General features: G+C 62.3%; 14 protein-coding genes and 1 tRNA gene. 9 read left to right on the forward strand and 6 right to left on the reverse strand.

What is annotated here, in order from left to right; translation table 11 throughout:
* Window positions 1-33: 33 nt before the first annotated feature.
* The 5 genes from B7R93_RS14810 (at window position 34) to B7R93_RS14830 (ending at window position 3,126) form a co-directional block, all read left to right on the forward strand.
* Window positions 34-195, forward strand: coding sequence for a hypothetical protein (locus tag B7R93_RS14810; protein ID WP_157942326.1), 162 nt, complete (start codon window positions 34-36; stop codon window positions 193-195).
* On the forward strand, window positions 188-445 hold the full coding sequence (locus tag B7R93_RS14815) for a hypothetical protein (RefSeq protein ID WP_103021495.1): 258 nt from the start codon (window positions 188-190) through the stop codon (window positions 443-445). The genes B7R93_RS14810 and B7R93_RS14815 overlap by 8 nt, the downstream gene beginning before the upstream one ends.
* Window positions 446-452: 7 nt before the next feature.
* Window positions 453-938 carry a VRR-NUC domain-containing protein gene (locus tag B7R93_RS14820; protein WP_198598687.1) on the forward strand — a complete coding sequence of 162 codons (486 nt, stop codon included), beginning with the start codon at window positions 453-455 and terminating at the stop codon, window positions 936-938.
* A gap of 46 nt (window positions 939-984) precedes the next feature.
* Entirely contained in the window at window positions 985-2,679 is a 1,695-nt protein-coding gene (locus B7R93_RS14825) for an ATP-binding protein (protein WP_103021497.1), read from the forward strand.
* A gap of 108 nt (window positions 2,680-2,787) precedes the next feature.
* Window positions 2,788-3,126, forward strand: coding sequence for a hypothetical protein (locus B7R93_RS14830; RefSeq protein WP_103021498.1), 339 nt, complete (start codon window positions 2,788-2,790; stop codon window positions 3,124-3,126).
* A 29-nt stretch (window positions 3,127-3,155) separates the two neighbouring features.
* Here B7R93_RS14830 and B7R93_RS14835 read toward each other — a convergent pair whose 3' ends face one another.
* Both B7R93_RS14835 and B7R93_RS14840 read right to left on the reverse strand, forming a co-directional pair.
* On the reverse strand, window positions 3,156-4,406 hold the full coding sequence (locus B7R93_RS14835) for a site-specific integrase (RefSeq protein ID WP_103021499.1): 1,251 nt from the start codon (window positions 4,404-4,406) through the stop codon (window positions 3,156-3,158).
* A 593-nt stretch (window positions 4,407-4,999) separates the two neighbouring features.
* Window positions 5,000-6,325 (reverse strand): PIN-like domain-containing protein, encoded by a 1,326-nt coding sequence (locus B7R93_RS14840; RefSeq protein WP_157942327.1) that lies wholly within the window; start codon window positions 6,323-6,325, stop codon window positions 5,000-5,002.
* Window positions 6,326-8,781: 2,456 nt separating this feature from the next.
* On the opposite strand from B7R93_RS14840, the gene B7R93_RS14850 reads away from it, so the two are divergent.
* Both B7R93_RS14850 and B7R93_RS14855 read left to right on the forward strand, forming a co-directional pair.
* Entirely contained in the window at window positions 8,782-9,048 is a 267-nt protein-coding gene (locus B7R93_RS14850) for a hypothetical protein (RefSeq protein ID WP_103021501.1), read from the forward strand.
* 984 nt (window positions 9,049-10,032) lie between these two features.
* On the forward strand, window positions 10,033-10,320 hold the full coding sequence (locus B7R93_RS14855) for a hypothetical protein (RefSeq protein WP_103021502.1): 288 nt from the start codon (window positions 10,033-10,035) through the stop codon (window positions 10,318-10,320).
* Window positions 10,321-10,994: 674 nt separating this feature from the next.
* Here B7R93_RS14855 and B7R93_RS14860 read toward each other — a convergent pair.
* From B7R93_RS14860 to asd, 3 genes are all read right to left on the reverse strand, one after another.
* A tRNA-Gly gene (locus B7R93_RS14860) sits at window positions 10,995-11,070 on the reverse strand.
* Window positions 11,071-11,115: 45 nt separating this feature from the next.
* A complete protein-coding gene (locus B7R93_RS14865) occupies window positions 11,116-11,640 on the reverse strand; it encodes a GNAT family N-acetyltransferase (RefSeq protein ID WP_103021583.1) in 525 nt (174 codons plus the stop codon).
* A 58-nt stretch (window positions 11,641-11,698) separates the two neighbouring features.
* Window positions 11,699-12,790, reverse strand: coding sequence for an aspartate-semialdehyde dehydrogenase (asd, locus tag B7R93_RS14870; RefSeq protein ID WP_103021503.1), 1,092 nt, complete (start codon window positions 12,788-12,790; stop codon window positions 11,699-11,701).
* 229 nt (window positions 12,791-13,019) lie between these two features.
* Here asd and folD point away from each other — a divergent pair, with 229 nt between their 5' ends.
* Together folD and B7R93_RS14880 are read left to right on the forward strand one after the other, a co-directional pair.
* The gene (gene folD / locus B7R93_RS14875) at window positions 13,020-13,913 is read left to right on the forward strand and encodes a bifunctional methylenetetrahydrofolate dehydrogenase/methenyltetrahydrofolate cyclohydrolase FolD (protein WP_103021504.1); all 894 of its coding nucleotides are present in this window, start codon (window positions 13,020-13,022) and stop codon (window positions 13,911-13,913) included.
* Window positions 13,914-13,934: 21 nt separating this feature from the next.
* The gene (locus B7R93_RS14880; protein WP_232798484.1) at window positions 13,935-14,996 is read left to right on the forward strand and encodes a mechanosensitive ion channel family protein; all 1,062 of its coding nucleotides are present in this window, start codon (window positions 13,935-13,937) and stop codon (window positions 14,994-14,996) included.
* A gap of 250 nt (window positions 14,997-15,246) precedes the next feature.
* Here B7R93_RS14880 and surE read toward each other — a convergent pair whose 3' ends face one another.
* A complete protein-coding gene (gene surE, locus B7R93_RS14885; RefSeq protein ID WP_103021506.1) occupies window positions 15,247-16,065 on the reverse strand; it encodes a 5'/3'-nucleotidase SurE in 819 nt (272 codons plus the stop codon).
* Window positions 16,066-16,100 lie beyond the last annotated feature (35 nt).

Genomic DNA, 16,100 nt, shown 5'->3' on the forward strand with positions numbered 1-16,100 from the left:
AGCGACACTTCCTCACTGACTACGAGCTACGCCATGCCTGACATCGGTGACCGCGTGCATTTCAAGATGCCCTTTGATGACACAGAGCGTGCTGGTACCGTGCAGGCCGTGCGCGACAGCGGGATTCTCAAGATCAAGGGCGACGACGGTATTCGATACCTTCGCCACCCAAAAGGACTGACCAACCATGTCTAACAATTTCACGCAGTACAGAAAAGAGACCCTCGCACGATTCATCAAGGAGCGTATGCACTGTCTTGACCCACACTCGGAGCTAGAAAGCATTGAGCGCCGCATCAAGGTCGATGAGCTTCTTGAGGAGTCGAAAGAAATTTCTCATCGGATGCAGGCTCTCAGCTTGCCGGAGGATTACGACGAATGGAAGCGTCTCAAAGAGCGACACAGCAGGATTCACACCGATGAAATGCCTAAAATCCAAGACTGACTGGACCATGCCCGACACCGCCAACGAGACCCTTTCGGCCGAAGAGTACCGCAGGGGTCACCAGTCCGAAGAAGACATCCACAAGGCTGTCGTGGAGTGGGCCGACCGGCAGGCCGCGACGGAGCCGGCGCTGGAAATGCTGTTTCACGTGCCCAACGGCGGCAGCCGCCACATTGCCGAGGCGACGAAGCTAAAGGCGATGGGCACGCGCCAGGGCGTGCCCGACCTGCTTCTGCCTGTGCCCGGGCCTGCTCCGGACGTGGACGGGATGCACACCGGCCTCGCCCTCGAGCTCAAAAGCCCGCGGGGCCGCCTCCGCCCCACGCAGGCATGGTGGCTCGCTCGCCTCCGTGAGCAGGGCTGGGCCGTGGCTGTGGCGTGGACGTTTGGCGAGGCCCACCACACGATTCAGCGCTACCTCGACGGCGAGCACGAGCCGCAAGAGACCCTCGACTTGTCGATTGCCGAGCCGCCCCGGCACGTGAACAATTGAGTTGCTACTTTTGAAGACACTGACTTCTGAACCAACTTTCGATCCCATGTCCGATCCCAAAATCACAGTTGGCACCGATACGTCGGGCGAGCCTACCCGGCTGCCTATCGTCGACATTCTCACCGGCCGGGCATTCATCACCGGAAAGTCCGGCTCCGGGAAGTCGAACAGCGCTTCTGTCGTAATCGAGGAGCTCTTGAGCGAGGGGCATGCGGTACTTATCGTCGATGCAGACGGTGAGTACCGAGGGCTCAAAGAGCAGTACGAGGTGCTTCACGTCGGGGCCGGGGAGGCCTGTGACCTCCAAGTCGGGCCAGAGCACTCGGGCCGTCTGGCGGAGATTGCGCTCACGCAGAATGTGCCTGTCGTTCTCGATGTTTCTGAGTACCTCGACGACGAGGAGGCTCGCACCCTCGTCCAGCGAACGACTGATGCGCTGTACAAGAAAGAAGCGGACCAACGACGGCCGTTCCTTCTGGTCGTGGAAGAGGTCCACGAGTACCTTCCAGAGGGACCGGCACTGGACGACGTCGGCCAAACGCTCATCCGGGTCGCGAAGCGGGGACGAAAGCGAGGCTTAGGCCTGATGGGCATTTCGCAGCGCCCGGCCGACGTCAAGAAGAGCTTTATCACGCAGTGCGACTGGCTGGTCTGGCACCGACTCACGTGGGACAATGACACGAAGGTTGTACGGCGCGTGGTTGGGTCGGAGGCGGCCAGTGCAGTGCAGGACCTCGGCGATGGTGAGTCGATCGTCCTGTCCGACTGGCTTGAGGAGAGCCCAGCGCTGGTACAGTGGCGACGGAAAGACACGGTAGATCTCGGCGCCACGCCGGGGCTGGGCGAGACCGAAGATGTCGAGCTAAAAGGCATCTCTTCGGACATTGTGTCGGAGCTAGAGGAAATCAGCCGCGAAGAAGAGCGCCGCCAGGACCGGATTGCGTCACTTGAAGAAGAGCTTGAGGAGGCGCATGAGCGCATCTCTGAGCTCGAGGGCGAGCTGGAGCGGGCCCAGGACATGTCCGACATGGCAAAGCAGCTGGCGGAGGGGCTCTCGCAGACCGGTCCTGAAAAGGGTAGTGAGGCCGTATCCGAGCGCTTGGAGAGGTTGCAAGATAAGGTGCAGGAAGAGCGAGCTGGGCGGAGAGAGGCTGAGAGCGATCTAGCAGAGGCCCAAGCCCGCATCGAGGACCTCGAAGAGAAGGCTGCTCAGGTCGAGGAGGCCCGACGGCTCGAGGAGCATATGGACGACGTAGCAGAGGCAGCGCGGCGACTGGCCGACATCGCAGGCATTGAGCTTGGCGGTGACGAGCGACTTCGCCAGCGCGTGGAGACGCTTCAGGATGAGAAGCGGCGCCTTGAGGAGGAGCTGCAGGGGACCGAAGATGAGCCGCTCTTGGGGATGAAGGACTTCCTCGAGCACCAGGACGTCCAGCGGGCGATCGACCGGGCCAAAGAAGCCGAAAGCGAGACGCAGGTTCGGCGCATCCTCACGGCTTTGGTCGAGGACGACGGCGGGCCCGTCACCATTGAGCAAATCTGCAGGCGCGAAGGCATCAAGCCGACGGGCGGAAACCTGAGCCGAATACGCTCGGCGGCCGACCACCTGGCCAAGTGGGCGATCGTTGCCGTAGAGGGCAGCGGAAAAGGGACTGAGATCACGCTCCGACGAGATCTTCAGGCGGTGCAAGACGAAGTCGGCCGCGCCGAAAGCCGCGAGGAACTGAAAGACGTCATTTAGACCTAACGGGAGGACGGCCGCACGGTACACGAGCGGCACGACTGACCTAACGACTTTCGCCCCCACGACCTTCTACCTCACGACCTTTCGAGACGAAACGCCCTCACCATGCCAAAGCAACTGCACGTCGAAGAAATGAGCGCCGATGAGCTTGAGCGGCGCGTCGCGATGGCCGTCCGCGAAGAAACGAGCGAGCTCCGCTCGGAGGTCGAGGCCCTCCGCGAGGAGCTTAGGGAGCAGCGGCGGGTTATCACCCATCAGGAGGCGCCTCGCTTCTTCAATGACCGCGTGAGCCCGCGCCGCGTGAAGGAGTACATCAAGGGGAAAAACCTCCCTGCCGATGCGCCCGGGCCGCTCCCGGCGACGAAGCGGGGAAACTTGCACTTCATCAAGCTGGAGGACCTGTATGACTGGCAGGTCGGGGAGCTGCCTGGTCAGTCATCCTAGCTCAGTCGTCTTAGTTCAGTCGTCTTGACTCAGTTGTCTTGGCGAAGGCTCACCTGCTCCATCGCCTCGTCGCTGGTGGAGTAGTCGAAGCCGTCGAGGTAGGTTTGGGTGATCCGGACGTTAGCGTGCCCAAGGATGTCCCGGATCGTGTAGATGTCATACCCGAGCTCTTCGTAGAGGTAGGCGGCGAGGCTGTGCCGGGCGATGTGGGTCGTGACTGTCTTGTCGATGCCAGCAGCCCCCGCCATCTCTTTCAGGTACTTGTTCATCAGCGACGTCCGAGCACCGATGGCCTTCTTCTGCTTCTCTTCGGTCGATAGGTCGTATCCATCCAGAATCGGAAAGACGCGCTGATCGGGATCTTTCTCCTGAAAGTCGTAGTCCTCCAGAATGCCGATGGCCTCATCGACCAGTAGCACGCCGGCAGACTGGCGGGTTTTCTGCATGCGGTACCGGCACCGCCACCGGCCGTCTTCGTCTTGGCGCAGGTGCTTCCGCCTCAGGAGGCACACGTCCGAAACGCGCATCCCGCCTGCGTAGAACATGAAGAGAAACCACTGCTGCACGTCTTTCTTCCGGCCGCTGAGCTGCAGGTCCTCCAGGCGACGAATCTCATCGGTGGTCAGCTTCTCTTTGTTTGACTGCTCTTTCCGGAGGGTGACCGCGTCCCACGGGTCGGGAGCGCCCTTTTCGATGTGCCCTTCCTTCCGGGCGCGGTTCCAGAGGGTATGAAGCGAGCCAAGCTTCTTGTGGATCGTATTTGGCTTGTTGCCCTTCTCTTCAGTCAGCCAGGTCTTCATCTCAGAGATGATCGCCCCATCTACGCTCGTGATCGGAACATCGGCCGTGGCGTGCTCTGCCTCCAAGAACTCCTCCAGGTGGCGAACGGCCGTACGGTAGGCAGCGGCGGTGTTGGCTTGGCCACGGCGACGGTACTCGCGCACCTTGTCGCGGCAGTACGCGACAAACCCGCGCTCCGGCTCCTCTTCGTCTTGAAGAGCGCGTTTGATTGCCGCAGGAGACAATTCCCGGCTCTCGGCCCGCCGCCGGTTGATTTCCCTTCGAGCCTCACTCAGCCGCGTGCGGAGCAGCTCATTGAGCTGAGAGAAGTCCGGATGCGAGCGCCGAACCTCTTTCTTCTCCGCGTTCCAGTGAGTAGGCTGCACGCGAAGAGATAGACTCATCATTGCCCGGCTGCCCTGGTGCCGCACGACCAGATACAGAGGGACTCCTTCACCGGTCTCTTTTGCGCTGCGGGCAAGAATGGAGGCGGTTGCCATTGGCACATCTGCGATCCGTCACCGGGAAATGAGAGGTGACGGATAAGGTGACGGTTTCCCCGCACATGATCAAGGTGTCATTCCCGCATTTTCTTACAAAAGCCTCCCCCGTAAGGGCCTAAAGGCATTTCGGGGAGCGTTCGACACGGGATCGTGTGGGCCGACTGTAGACCCGGCATCTCCACACCCTACCCCCCTGAATCGCCCTCAAGGCGGTTCAGGGGTATTTTTTTGGCACCACAGCGTGCTTCGTTCTGGAGCCTCGGAACGAGAGCCCTGTGATGCAGGCTGTCCCCTGCGTGGTCGCTGCCCACGTTCCGAGGCCCTTTTTGACGACGCATGGCATCCGAGACGTCGTGCATCTACTCTTCCGCGATGCTGCTTTCGTTTGTCGTGCCTGGTTTTTCGTCGCAAGCACCCGTCCAACTCTTACCGAAGAGGAGGCCGCGGAATAGGCCCTCCGGGAAGGTCCTCAAGACGTTGCAAACCCGATGCCCCCCTCCTCTTCACTTTTGTCCCCGAGCCGGTCGAGGAGCTGATGCCTTTTCATCGTGAGGACGGGGACGTCGTCCCCCCCAATCCCTACGGGCGTCTTACTGCGCAGTCTCGTCGTCCGCGGCTTCCTCCCCAGACGCCTCCTTCTCATGGCGTTCGAACGCCTGGGCGACCCGCCCGTCCGCCGCCCGGGTCACCTCCAGCCCGGCGTCTCGGGCAAGCTGCCCAACCGCATCCGCATCGCCCTCGCGCACCCGCAGACTGACAGCCCGCCGCGTGCCGAGGCGTCCCCCGCTGGTTACCGTGGCGCCGTGCGCGCTGGTGGCCACGGTGGCGACCGTCTGGACCCGATCCGCCGCTCCCACAACCTCAATGGTTTCGGTCGGGGGCGCCTGGCCCACGGCCTCTTGGAACCGCCGGACATGAGGGGGCTTCACCTCCATTTTCCGAAGCAGGCCCGGCACAGTGAGAAGGCCGAACGACCGGCCGCCGGTCTCCCGGTCAAACTCGTGGATCAGCTCCGTTCGGGGATAGAGGGCTGTGCCCCGTCCCCCTTGGTGCCACCAATCCGACTTGCAGTCCTGGGTAACCAGTAGGGCATCGCGGTCGCGGCGTGAGGCCACCTCCAGAAGGGTTTTCCAGATCAACAGGTCCCCGGCCGCATTCTGGTCCTTGCCGCTATCGAGGTAGCCGGGCGGGCGGCTTATGTCGTCTCGCCGTCGGACCTCCGCCCTCGTGTCCTCAAACGTTGCGTCGAGATCGTGCACCACCGCCTCCCCGAAAAGCTCCGCGTAGGCCTCGCTGATGAAGTCGTCGCCCGCCCAGGACTCGAGGTCTTCCATCAGGGTCCGGGCCGTGTGGTGGTACGCCTCCGTCAGCTTCGCAATCTGCTCGCGCAGCTCATCGAGCCGGTCCGCGTAGCCGAGACTCTCAACAAGGGCCCGGTTCGCAAACTCGTCCGACGCGTTCGGCACCACTGGCGGACGCGTCTGCCGGGACAGGTCATCGTAGAGATCCGTGATCTTGTAGGAGCGCACGACGGCATACTCCCGAGCCGCGTGGCCGGGCACGACCAATCGGTCCTCCTCTCGAAGCTGGTCGAACGTTTGGAGGGCCGCTCGGGCCGCTGCCTCAGTCGCGTCGTAGAGCAGAAGAAGCGCGGAGGTGTCCAGGACCACCAGTGTCGAGGCGGCTTCCATCTGGGGCGGACTCAGGTCCAGACCAAACGCAGACTGGGCGTCGGGAAACCGCTCCTCGTATGCGAAGGCCCGGGGCGAAGTGGGCGTTTCGGGATCGTCGGTCCCCGTGGGAGCTCTGGACTGGCCAGACGTTTTGGCCTTGGGATGCTCATCGGACCCTCCAGGAGTGGCCGCCTCAGGACCCGACCCTGCGGGAATGGACGCGTCGGAAGAGGAATCCTGCATTGGGGCTTTGAGATTGACCAAAGTGCCGAACGTGTATGAGGCGAACAAAAATACAGAAAGTGAGGTTCGGCCCATGTGTATAGATTTGGTACCGTCAGGCCAGCGGCGGCGGGAATCATACGGGAGAAGCCTCAAGAATCGTCTTCCTCAACCGCTTGCTCTCCGGTCCGACTGCCTTCGACGCCCCCCGGTCGGACAGCGCAAATGTGGGCGCCGGAAACGCGCACGGGAGCCGTCCAGCACTCTCATCGGCGTGGAAAATCACGTGCACAGACGTCGCGAGGAATACAGGTTGGGGGAGGGGGACTGCATCGGAGTTCCAGGCAAAACGTGCACCAGAATCTCGTGGAACGCACGTGCAATGATCGGGACTGGCACCGATGACCCATGACCCGCAGGACGGACGGTCCTGCTCCGGGACAGACGAGTTGACTTTCCTTCACCTCTTTTGTAAAAATTCGAACAACGGACTTCCCTACCGAAGTCGACGGCCTTGCGGCCGGATGCGCCCTTGGCTCAGATCCGCTGAACGAGGGCCCTCACCGAACGCTCTGTCGTGGAGGGTGCATAATCACCGTCGCAAACCGGCGCTGAACGAGTTTCCCGAACGCGTTTCAATGACTTCAGTGAAGTCTGCCTCTCCGCTGGTCGTTTTCCTCGCGGCCTTGCTCTGTTCGTCCCTTTTCCACCAGGCGGGAGGGAATTTCGTCGAGAACCAGCTGCGGCTGTCCGAGAATAGCGAGCGACTGGGCCCGCGTACATCAATCTGCCGCGGCTGGAATGCCTCCTCACCTCAACCGAGCTCCAAATCGGCACGGAAGCCCGAGAACGACGAAGAGAAGCAGCTGCAGGTCAAGGTCATCACCTTCAACCAAGGGCGGTTCGATCCCCCCATTCTTGAACCGTTCCGCTTCTGGCCCAGGGGCCATACGGCAGTCATCATTGATGGGACCGTTCACAGTTTTGAGGCCGATTGGCAGTGCGGCACGACGGAGGCGGCGTACAAAGAAGACAACGAGTGGCGAGGCGCATGGGTGCAGGTTCTCGACGTCCCCGAATCAGACGCCGGGCAAATCCAGAAGGACTTTGAGCGATCGTGTGGGGCCGGGGCATTCCTGCTGACAGGGGTTTGCACAAGCAGTGCCGGGAAATTGCTTCAAAATGTGCTGACTGACCTGAAGGTCACCTGGGCCCCGATGCAGCTACGAAGGCAGTTGGCCGAGCGCAGCCACGTAGCCCGAACCTATCGGTGGCACCCTGAGGTGTGGGCAAACAATTTTCTACGGTGCGTGGAGAAGAGGAAAAGGGACAGGTACCGATCTACGGATCCCCGCCCGCCGAGAATGAACGTGCAGGACGTCCGTGATGGATGCCTGAGACGGCTGGGACTGAGCAAGAAGGACATTGCTCCTTTGGTCGAATCGCCCAAAGACACACAACCCTGTCTCCTCAGATCCGCGTTGTGCCCGGAGCAGGCCTCGCCAGCCCCAAGTTGTTGACTCTGTTACGGATGCCCCTTGACGGTCGAGGGATAATTTTATTGATTCTGTATTATGGCAAAGTCTAAAGACATATCCTGCCCTTTGCACATTTCGCCTCTTGGCGTTACTGAGCAGAAGATCTCTCGTCCATCCCCGCACGAACGGCAGTGTCTTTGGTCAGCTTGATCTCCCCACCATCAGTTCCCTACGGATCATGTCCAGCGTCTCCTATCCTTTCATCTATGAGTGCTCCGCTTGTCCCGACGGACTGACCGTGACACGGGAAGACGCACGAGGCCTCTATCCCGATCCGGATTCGCCCAACGCGCCGGAGGTTGTTCTTCAAGAGCGAGGCTGGATGAAGGGCCCGGACGAAAACCTCTATTGTCCAGACTGTGGGAAGGCGGCGGGTCGGTGAGCGGAAACTCACTCGCGCGAAGGGCACCCTGATTCCTGGGCACGAGGACGCACACGGCCACGCCCGCGGCGTCTTACGCCAAACCCCTCTGGGCAAACAGCAGCACGCGCGTCGTCCTACACAATGGAAACTGGGGGCTTCCCGGGAGGGCCCCACACTGATATGCCCCCCAACCGAGGAAGTCCCGCTCCTCCGGTACATGGCCTGACGCAACGCCCCTCCGGCGATGACCCGGCATCTGCGTCCCCGGACCAAGAATGGCACTGTCTACGCGTCCATCCCGACAATCTCACACGTTCCCCTACCAAATGCTGAGGATCGCCTCGAAAAAACGGATGCACACTGAGTTGTCGTAGATGGGAGGTAGTCACGCCCGCCTGGGTCCCCAGAGGAGCCAGCGGGGTTCAGCAACGCTGACCGAGATGGAAAGCATCCGGCGCAAATGCGTTGGCGGCTCATAGTGCTGTGCCAACATAATAGTCCCCGACGGTAGGGGGAGCACTGTGCCTTTTGGCAGCCTTCTACTGGCAGGCTTTTCCAAGGACCCCTTCTCCCAAATGATCAACTACCTTTTCAATCTCCGGTCCAAGCCCCCTCTGCAGAGAGGAGCGGTTCGCGCCGGGATCTTTTTCCTATTGCTGCTCCCCGTCACTGCACTCTTCAACTACCTCGTGGGAACCCCTGCTGCGTGGTCGGTCTGGACGCTTCTTGAGATTGGCGTCGCGTCGGTCTTGTATGCCTCGGTCGTGCACTACTTCCAAGACGGGAAGGAGTCCTCCGATCCCCAGGACCGACCACCGCCCACGACGCGATCTCCCCGCTAGCCCCCAACGGAACAGCTGCCCTGAACCCACCACGCTGCGCCGGTGCGGCCCCTCTCGAATCCGGCAGTTCTCACCAGTTCGTGGCGGGGAGGCCCCTTCCGGGCCAGTCATTCAACCAATCGACACGGAGAACGCGAGTGCAGGGGAGTCTGTCGGAATGGGTCTCCCGAGCTTCAAATAGGGGCGCTGGACGGGGCTCGACCACAAAGCCAACTCTTCGGCCCCAAAACAAAAAAGCCTGCATCGACAGCTGGGCGGGGGAGGGCGCTGTCGAGCAGGCTTAAAGTGGCGTTACGCAGAAAGCGCAACCTGACCAGCCGACCCGAAGGCCAGCGGTCGGTCGTCTGTCATGCGCAACGCGCAATCATATGGTACAGTCTCCGACGGGCTCATGCAAAATCATGACACAAAGATTTCGCGTAGCCCTCAAGGAGATTCGAAGGAGAACCGGGCGAATCGGAAATGGAACCGGCGATTTGTCGAGGCCCGTGCAGCGAACTGACTTCTCCTCCACCTCTCTCCCCAAAAGCTGCCCGAGTGTAACTGGCTGAGAAGGGGTTTGGAGAACGCTCTGTGGCCCCTGCAGCGTGTGCTCGGTCGCTCTGCTCCCAGCGCACTCTGAAAGCACTCGGTCGCTCTGCTCCCAGCGCAAGATGGCTTCGGCATTTGGCCGGTAGTTCCACTACAGAGCCTCATTTGAGCGCCATTTTGCAGCTTCGTCCACTGTGTTTCCTCGACGGGACTCGTCAGTCGCTACGCTCGTGTCGGCTGAACATCAATTCCCCCAACAGCTTTTGAGTCCACTAACGGGTGCAAATTCCTTTCGGCAACGGTTTTTCGGGAAACCTTGGAGCCACTCTCTTTATTTGCTTGCTTCCATCAGGAAAGTTTGGGGATTACAAGACAGAGCTAGAACCACAGGAGAGCCTCTACGGACAAATAGACCACTCCCCACCGGAGAATCTCGTTTCATCCTACAGCTCCATGAACGACTTCAAGGATTATCCTGAACCGGAGGGCGATGGCGCCTCCCATGTGACACTGTCCGAAGCAATCGAGTCGGTCCTTGTCCTAATGGCCGAATCTGCCTGCGACCTGAAGGCAATCCGGGATCGTCTCAGAGGAGAGGCCCCGCCCGACGGACCCAACATTGAGGAGGATGGCCAACTCGGCGCCCAGGCCCGCGCCATTGCCGATCAGTTGGAAACCTGCGTGAATGCCATTCGGATCGCAAGTGGAAAGCCCAGCGACAGCGATTCCAAGACGGCATAGGCCACTGTTCTTCGGGCTCTCTCGTCTCCAACGAGAGTCGTTGGGGACGCCCGTCGACGTGAGAAACAGTATGACCGGCCGGAAGGGACTGTTGGGGCGACCGCTTTACTTCTGCGCTTCACTTCTGAAACTCACATGCGGGGTTGGACGGCCGCTACTCCGGTGTCTGCCCCGACCTCCCTGTGCCCTCGTGTGTGTCGCAGGCTCGAGGGGACTCTCCAACGTGTCGAACCAGGGAAGCGACGGTGGGACCCACGAAGTAAGGAGAACGCACGAGGAGATGGTTCCGCTCTGAAAATTGGCCCCAGGGCACATGCTTTTCGCCCTCTTCTGCTGTGGCTACGTGCTCGGTCTCATCAAACAGTACAGGGAGGTCGCCCCCGTCTTTCAATGCCCGAGCGATTTGGGCCCAGGGGTCGTGCAGCCCGCCCCCCACGTGCCAGTCGTGTCTCTTCACCTCAGAGGGAGCCCCCTGGGACTTGAGAAAGCACCGAGTATTTCAGACGCTTCTCGACACAGGTCTAAACGGCTCCCCCACACGTTCTCCAGTGCCCATGTTCTCCAGTGCCCACCCAATGGGTCATGCGCCTGTGGAGCCGGAGCAACTGCCCCGACACACAGAGAAAGGCCCTACCAGAGCGTGTCTGATAGGGCCTTTGGGGCAGCGTTGTAAGTGGAGCGGGCGATGGGATTCGAACCCACGACCTTCTGCATGGCAAGCAGATGCTCTAGCCCCTGAGCTACGCCCGCGTCATATTGTAGCTTGTGTGACGAGGAGATCTCGGGCGCGTTCCGCTAAAATCCAATCTTTTTGGATCCTTCGTCGTCTGCCGGGTCCGGGGCGCCCTCGTTCTCGACGGCCAGCGTGACCGTGAGTGGGGCAGCCTCCTGTGCAGCCCAAAAGGCCCGCGCATCCTCGTTGGCGGCAAGCACGTTGAGCCGGATGCGCTGTGCCCCAATTCGGTCTGTCCAGTCGCGGACCGCCTCCACGAGCTGCGTCCCAAGACCCTGCCGCCGGTCGTTTGGGCGGACGTACAGTTCATCGAGGAAGACCTCGGAGCGTTCCGCGTAGATGGGCGGTGGGCCCCACCGATGAGCCGTGGCAAAGCCCGCGATGTCCCCGTCCACCTCTGCCACGTACACGCGGTACGTCTCGTCGTCGAGCCACTGGGGAAAGTCATTGTCCCAGCGGTCCCGCGCATCTTCCGCGACGCCGAACCGATCCTCCAATTCCTCCTGCTCTTCAAGAAGCTGGGCCCACAGGTCGCCCACCGCGGCTTGGTGGTGGGTCTGGGCACGTCGCACATGGGGGTAGGGCATGGGCACGGAAGGCGTAGAAATTTAGAGCATGGGGAGCAGCGGTGACGGGCGACAGACGCTACGTGGTCGCAGGATCGGCCGCGGCGTCGGCCCGGGCACGGTCCAGGTAGCCCTCCGACGCCAGCAGCTCGGCATTCAGGATCGCGCCGCCGGCAGCCCCCCGCACCGTGTTGTGGGAGAGGAGCACAAGCTTGACGTCGTTAACCGGGCAGTCTTGCACGCGCCCCACAGACACGGTCATGCCCCCGCCGGCCTCCACGTGTCGCTGCGGCTGAGGAGCATCGGGCGCATCCAGAACCTGGACGAACGGATCGGGGCGACTCGGCAGCGATTCGGTCACGGCAGGGGCCTCAAACGTGCGGAGCGCATCCGCGACGGCCTCGGCGCCCACATCGCCACGGAACCGGATGGAGGCACAGGCCACGTGCCCATCCCGGACGGGCACACGCGTGCACTGCGCACTGAGGGTCAGGTCCGCTGGGACAACCCGGTCGCCCTTGAGCGAACCCAGAATCTTACGCGGCTCCGTCGCCAGCTTCTCCTCTTCTCCGCCGATGTAGGGAACGACGTTGCCCACTGCGTCGAGCGACGATACGCCCGGGTAGCCAGCCCCGGACAGGGCCTGCAGCATCGTCACCTGTACCGCCTCCGGGGCAAACGCGTCCATCAGGGGATGAAGCCCGCAGATGAGCCCCGTCGTGGAGCAGTTTGGGTTGGTAACGATGAAGCCCTCGGAGCTCCACGACTGCGCGTCGATCAGGGACAGGTGGCCGGGGTTCACCTCCGGGATGAGGAGCGGCACCCGGTCGTGCTGCCGGTAGTTTTTGGCGTTGGAAACAACCGGGAGCCCCGCCCTCGCAAAGGCCGCCTCGATCTCCCCCGCCACGGACGAGTCGAGCGCCGAGAACACGAAGTCGCAGTCCATGGCCTCCGGCTCTGCCAGCTGCACCTCGAGGGACGCGACGGACGACGGAATCGGCTGTCCGCTCAGCCAGTTCGCCGCGTCCCGGTACGGACGGCCCGCCGACCGCTCGGACGCCGCCACGGCCGTGACCGTAAACCATGGATGGTCGTCGAGCAGGCGAACAAACGTCTGCCCGACTGCGCCCGTCGCCCCGAGGATGCCAACCCGATAGTCGTACTCGTCCATGATCTTGCAAGCTGCTCGGAAGAAGGTGAGAACGATCGCCGGGCCCGGCAAGACCTCTGGGCAACTGCGTGGCTGCTACCGTGCGTTTTTCAAGCATGTTCCCCTCCCGGAAGCGAGCCCCCGCAATCGTCCCCAATTCTTCGTGCGTGGCGGTTTGCGGGCCCCGAGTCGTTTTGTAGGTTATGAGTGTGTTCCAACGCGTCCTCGTTCCCTTCCTTCTTCTTTCTCTATGCCCGACGCTTCAGACGCCGACCTGCTCGATGGACAGGCCCTTTCTCAGGCCGTTCGCGACGAGGTCAAAGCCGACATCGCGACCTGGACCGATGATCACCGCCCTCCATTTCTCTCCGCCGTCCTTGTGGGGGACAACGCAGCATCGAAGGCCTACGTGCGCGGGAAGGAAAAAGACGCCGCGGAGGTTGGCATCGAGACCGAAACGCATCACCTCGACGCCGACACCTCGCAGGACGAGCTCCTCGACCTGGTGCACGACCTGAACGACGATGCGTCGATCGACGGAATCCTTGTACAGCTTCCACTCCCCGACCACGTCGATGAGCGAACCGTCATCGATGCCGTGTCTCCTTCGAAGGATGTGGATGGCTTTCATCCCGAGAACCTGGGCCGGTTGATGCGCGGCACCCCGCGGTACATCCCGGCCACGCCGTACGGCATCATGGAGATGCTGTCCCGCTCCGACATCGACCCGGAAGGCATGGATGCAGTGATCGTGGGGCGTTCCAACATCGTGGGCAAGCCCCTCGCCAACCTGCTTCTTCGCCGCACCGCAAACGCCACGGTGACCGTCTGCCACAGCCGCACCAAAGACCTTGCCGCCCACACCCGCCGGGCCGACCTCTTGGTCGCCGCGGCCGGACAGGCCGCCTTCATCGACGCCGACATGGTGAAAGAACACGCCGTCGTGATCGACGTGGGCATCAACCGGGTGGACGCCCCGTCGACCGACCGCGGCTACCGCCTCGTCGGCGACATCGATTTTGAAACCGTCCGTCCCAAGGCTCACCGGATCACACCGGTGCCGGGGGGCGTCGGGCTCATGACCCGCGCGATGCTTTTGCGAAATACCCTCAAGGCAGCACGGCTGCGGGCCGAATCGGCGTAGGGCCCGCGGTTCTTTTTTACCTTGCTTCTCCACAGCCTCATGGTGCCGCCCCAATCCATTGCTCAGCGACTCCAAACCCAGGCGGACACCACGGCTCAGTCGGACCCTGGGGCCGTCGGGGCAGCCGCCGATCGGTTCAACAACGCGTTCAGCGAGGGCCTCCGTCTCTTCCTGAACGGAAGGTGGGAGGGACTCTACGACCACCTCACGTCAGGGGGGCTATATCTCCTGGGCCTGCTCACCGAACGCGGGATCCAGTCTCTCGCGGCGTTTCTGCTGCTGTATGTCCTCTATCGAGCGCTGTATCTGACATTCGAGCGCACGCTAGACCAAGCCGAGAGCATCGAGCCGGGGCTCCGGAGTCTGCTTCTCAAAACCTTCCGGGTGGCGTCGTTCTTTTTTATCGGCACGGTGGTTCTCGACCAGCTCGGCGTGAACGTTGCGGTGCTCGTGGGCGGTCTGGGCATCGCGGGAATCGTCGCCGGGTTCGCCGCGCGGGACTCCCTGGAGAACTTCATCGCGGGCGTCACGGTGCTGGTCGACAAGCCGTTTCAGGTGGGCGACTACATCGAGATCGGTGACCAGTACGGACAGGTTGACGAGATTACGCTCCGCTCCACTCGTCTCCGGACGGTTCGGAACCGGATCATGGTGCTCCCCAACACGCACATGATCACGCAGCAGCTCATGAACCACACCAAGCAGAACGTGCTGCGCATCGACATTTCCTTCGGCATCGCCTACAAGGAGTTTCCCGACGAGGCACGGGAGGCGCTTCTCTCGCTGTTTGGGGATGACGACCGCGTCCTGTCCGACCCGGCCCCCAGCGTGGTCGTAACGGAAATGGCCGACTCCAGCGTCACCATGGTCCTTCGCTTCTACACCCGCGACCCGCGTCAGGAGGTCCCGCTGCGCTGGGAGTACACGGAGGCCGTTCGCGAACGGCTGCGGGAGGCGGGCATCGAAATTCCCTTTCCCCACCGCCAGCTTTTCCTCGACGAAGCAGAGGCCCTTCAGGGATCGGATCTTCTCTTCCCGGCGAATGGGGAGGGACCACCAACAGAAGGAACGTCAACGGGGTGACGGGCAACGCAGTCGCCGCGCAGCGCCTCCGGGAGGCCTGGTCCGGCCCCAGTGGCTCCCGCCGCCTCCGTGCTGGCAACATTGTAGATGGGCACAGGTCCCGTGCCAGGGGCCAACGGACGAACGGTCTTTGCCCCCGCGGCCCGCACCGCCGCGGGGCATGCACGTCCCGGTGCCTGTCGGTCGGCAGTCCAGGGCGGGCCTGGTGCGCAGTCCTGGGCGGAACCAGGACCAGCGGGCAAGCACAGTGCTACTTGGAGGTGTCAGGCTCAGCCGACTCGTCCCAGCCCCAGTCGTCAAAGGCGTCGAATGCATCGTGGGCCGTCATGTCGTACTGGATCGGCGTGACGGACACGTAGCCCCGCTCGACGGCGGAGAGGTCCGTTTCGCTTCCGTTGTCCAGGTTCACAAAGGTGCCGGAGAGCCAGTAATAGGACCGGTCAGCGGGGTCGGTGCGCTCTTCGAAGCCCTCCTCCCACCGCGCCCGGGCCTGGCGGGTCAGCGCAATGCCTTCGATGTCCTCTGCCGACAGCGCCGGGACGTTCACGTTCAGAAGCACGCCCTGGGGCAACTCTCGGTCGAGCGCCCACATCACGATGCGCCGGGCCCACTGCCCCGCCACCTCGAACTGCGGCTCCGACCACTCGCACAACGAGATCGCGAGGGAGTCCAGCCCGAGAATCGAGGCCTCCGTGGCCGCGCTCACCGTGCCCGAGTAGAGCACGTTCACGGCGGTGTTCGGGCCCTGGTTGATGCCACTCACCACCAGGTCGGGCGGTGTATCGAGCAACTCGTGACAGGCAAGCTTGACGCTGTCGGCGGGCGTTCCGGTCACGCCCCAGGCGGGGATGGGACCCGAGGGCACCTCAAACTCTTCTCGGTGCGCACGCACCGGGTCGCGAACCGTGATGGCGTGCCCCACGGCACTTTGCTCGGTGGTGGGGGCCACGACGGAAAGCTCCCCCAGCCCGTCGAGGGCAGACGCGAGCGACTGGATGCCAGGGGCATGGATGCCGTCGTCATTGCAGAGAAGGATCCGAGGCTCGTCGCCCGACGCAGGGCTACTCATGTATGATGGGGCTTTGGCTTAAAGAAAAAAAAAAA

This window comes from Salinibacter altiplanensis (assembly GCF_002894645.1).
Taxonomy (GTDB): Bacteria; Bacteroidota; Rhodothermia; order Rhodothermales; family Salinibacteraceae; genus Salinibacter; species Salinibacter altiplanensis.

Excerpts from the sequence above, each read along its gene's own strand:
- B7R93_RS14810 (WP_157942326.1), top strand. The coding sequence starts at position 34 with ATGCCTGACATCGGTGACCGCGTGCATTTCAAGATGCCCTTTGATGAC.
- B7R93_RS14815 (WP_103021495.1), top strand. The coding sequence starts at position 188 with ATGTCTAACAATTTCACGCAGTACAGAAAAGAGACCCTCGCACGATTC.
- B7R93_RS14820 (WP_198598687.1), top strand. The coding sequence starts at position 453 with ATGCCCGACACCGCCAACGAGACCCTTTCGGCCGAAGAGTACCGCAGG.
- B7R93_RS14825 (WP_103021497.1), top strand. The coding sequence starts at position 985 with ATGTCCGATCCCAAAATCACAGTTGGCACCGATACGTCGGGCGAGCCT.
- B7R93_RS14830 (WP_103021498.1), top strand. The coding sequence starts at position 2,788 with ATGCCAAAGCAACTGCACGTCGAAGAAATGAGCGCCGATGAGCTTGAG.
- B7R93_RS14835 (WP_103021499.1), bottom strand. The coding sequence starts at position 4,406 with ATGGCAACCGCCTCCATTCTTGCCCGCAGCGCAAAAGAGACCGGTGAA.
- B7R93_RS14840 (WP_157942327.1), bottom strand. The coding sequence starts at position 6,325 with ATGCAGGATTCCTCTTCCGACGCGTCCATTCCCGCAGGGTCGGGTCCT.
- B7R93_RS14850 (WP_103021501.1), top strand. The coding sequence starts at position 8,782 with ATGATCAACTACCTTTTCAATCTCCGGTCCAAGCCCCCTCTGCAGAGA.
- B7R93_RS14855 (WP_103021502.1), top strand. The coding sequence starts at position 10,033 with ATGAACGACTTCAAGGATTATCCTGAACCGGAGGGCGATGGCGCCTCC.
- B7R93_RS14865 (WP_103021583.1), bottom strand. The coding sequence starts at position 11,640 with ATGCCCTACCCCCATGTGCGACGTGCCCAGACCCACCACCAAGCCGCG.
- asd (WP_103021503.1), bottom strand. The coding sequence starts at position 12,790 with ATGGACGAGTACGACTATCGGGTTGGCATCCTCGGGGCGACGGGCGCA.
- folD (WP_103021504.1), top strand. The coding sequence starts at position 13,020 with ATGCCCGACGCTTCAGACGCCGACCTGCTCGATGGACAGGCCCTTTCT.
- surE (WP_103021506.1), bottom strand. The coding sequence starts at position 16,065 with ATGAGTAGCCCTGCGTCGGGCGACGAGCCTCGGATCCTTCTCTGCAAT.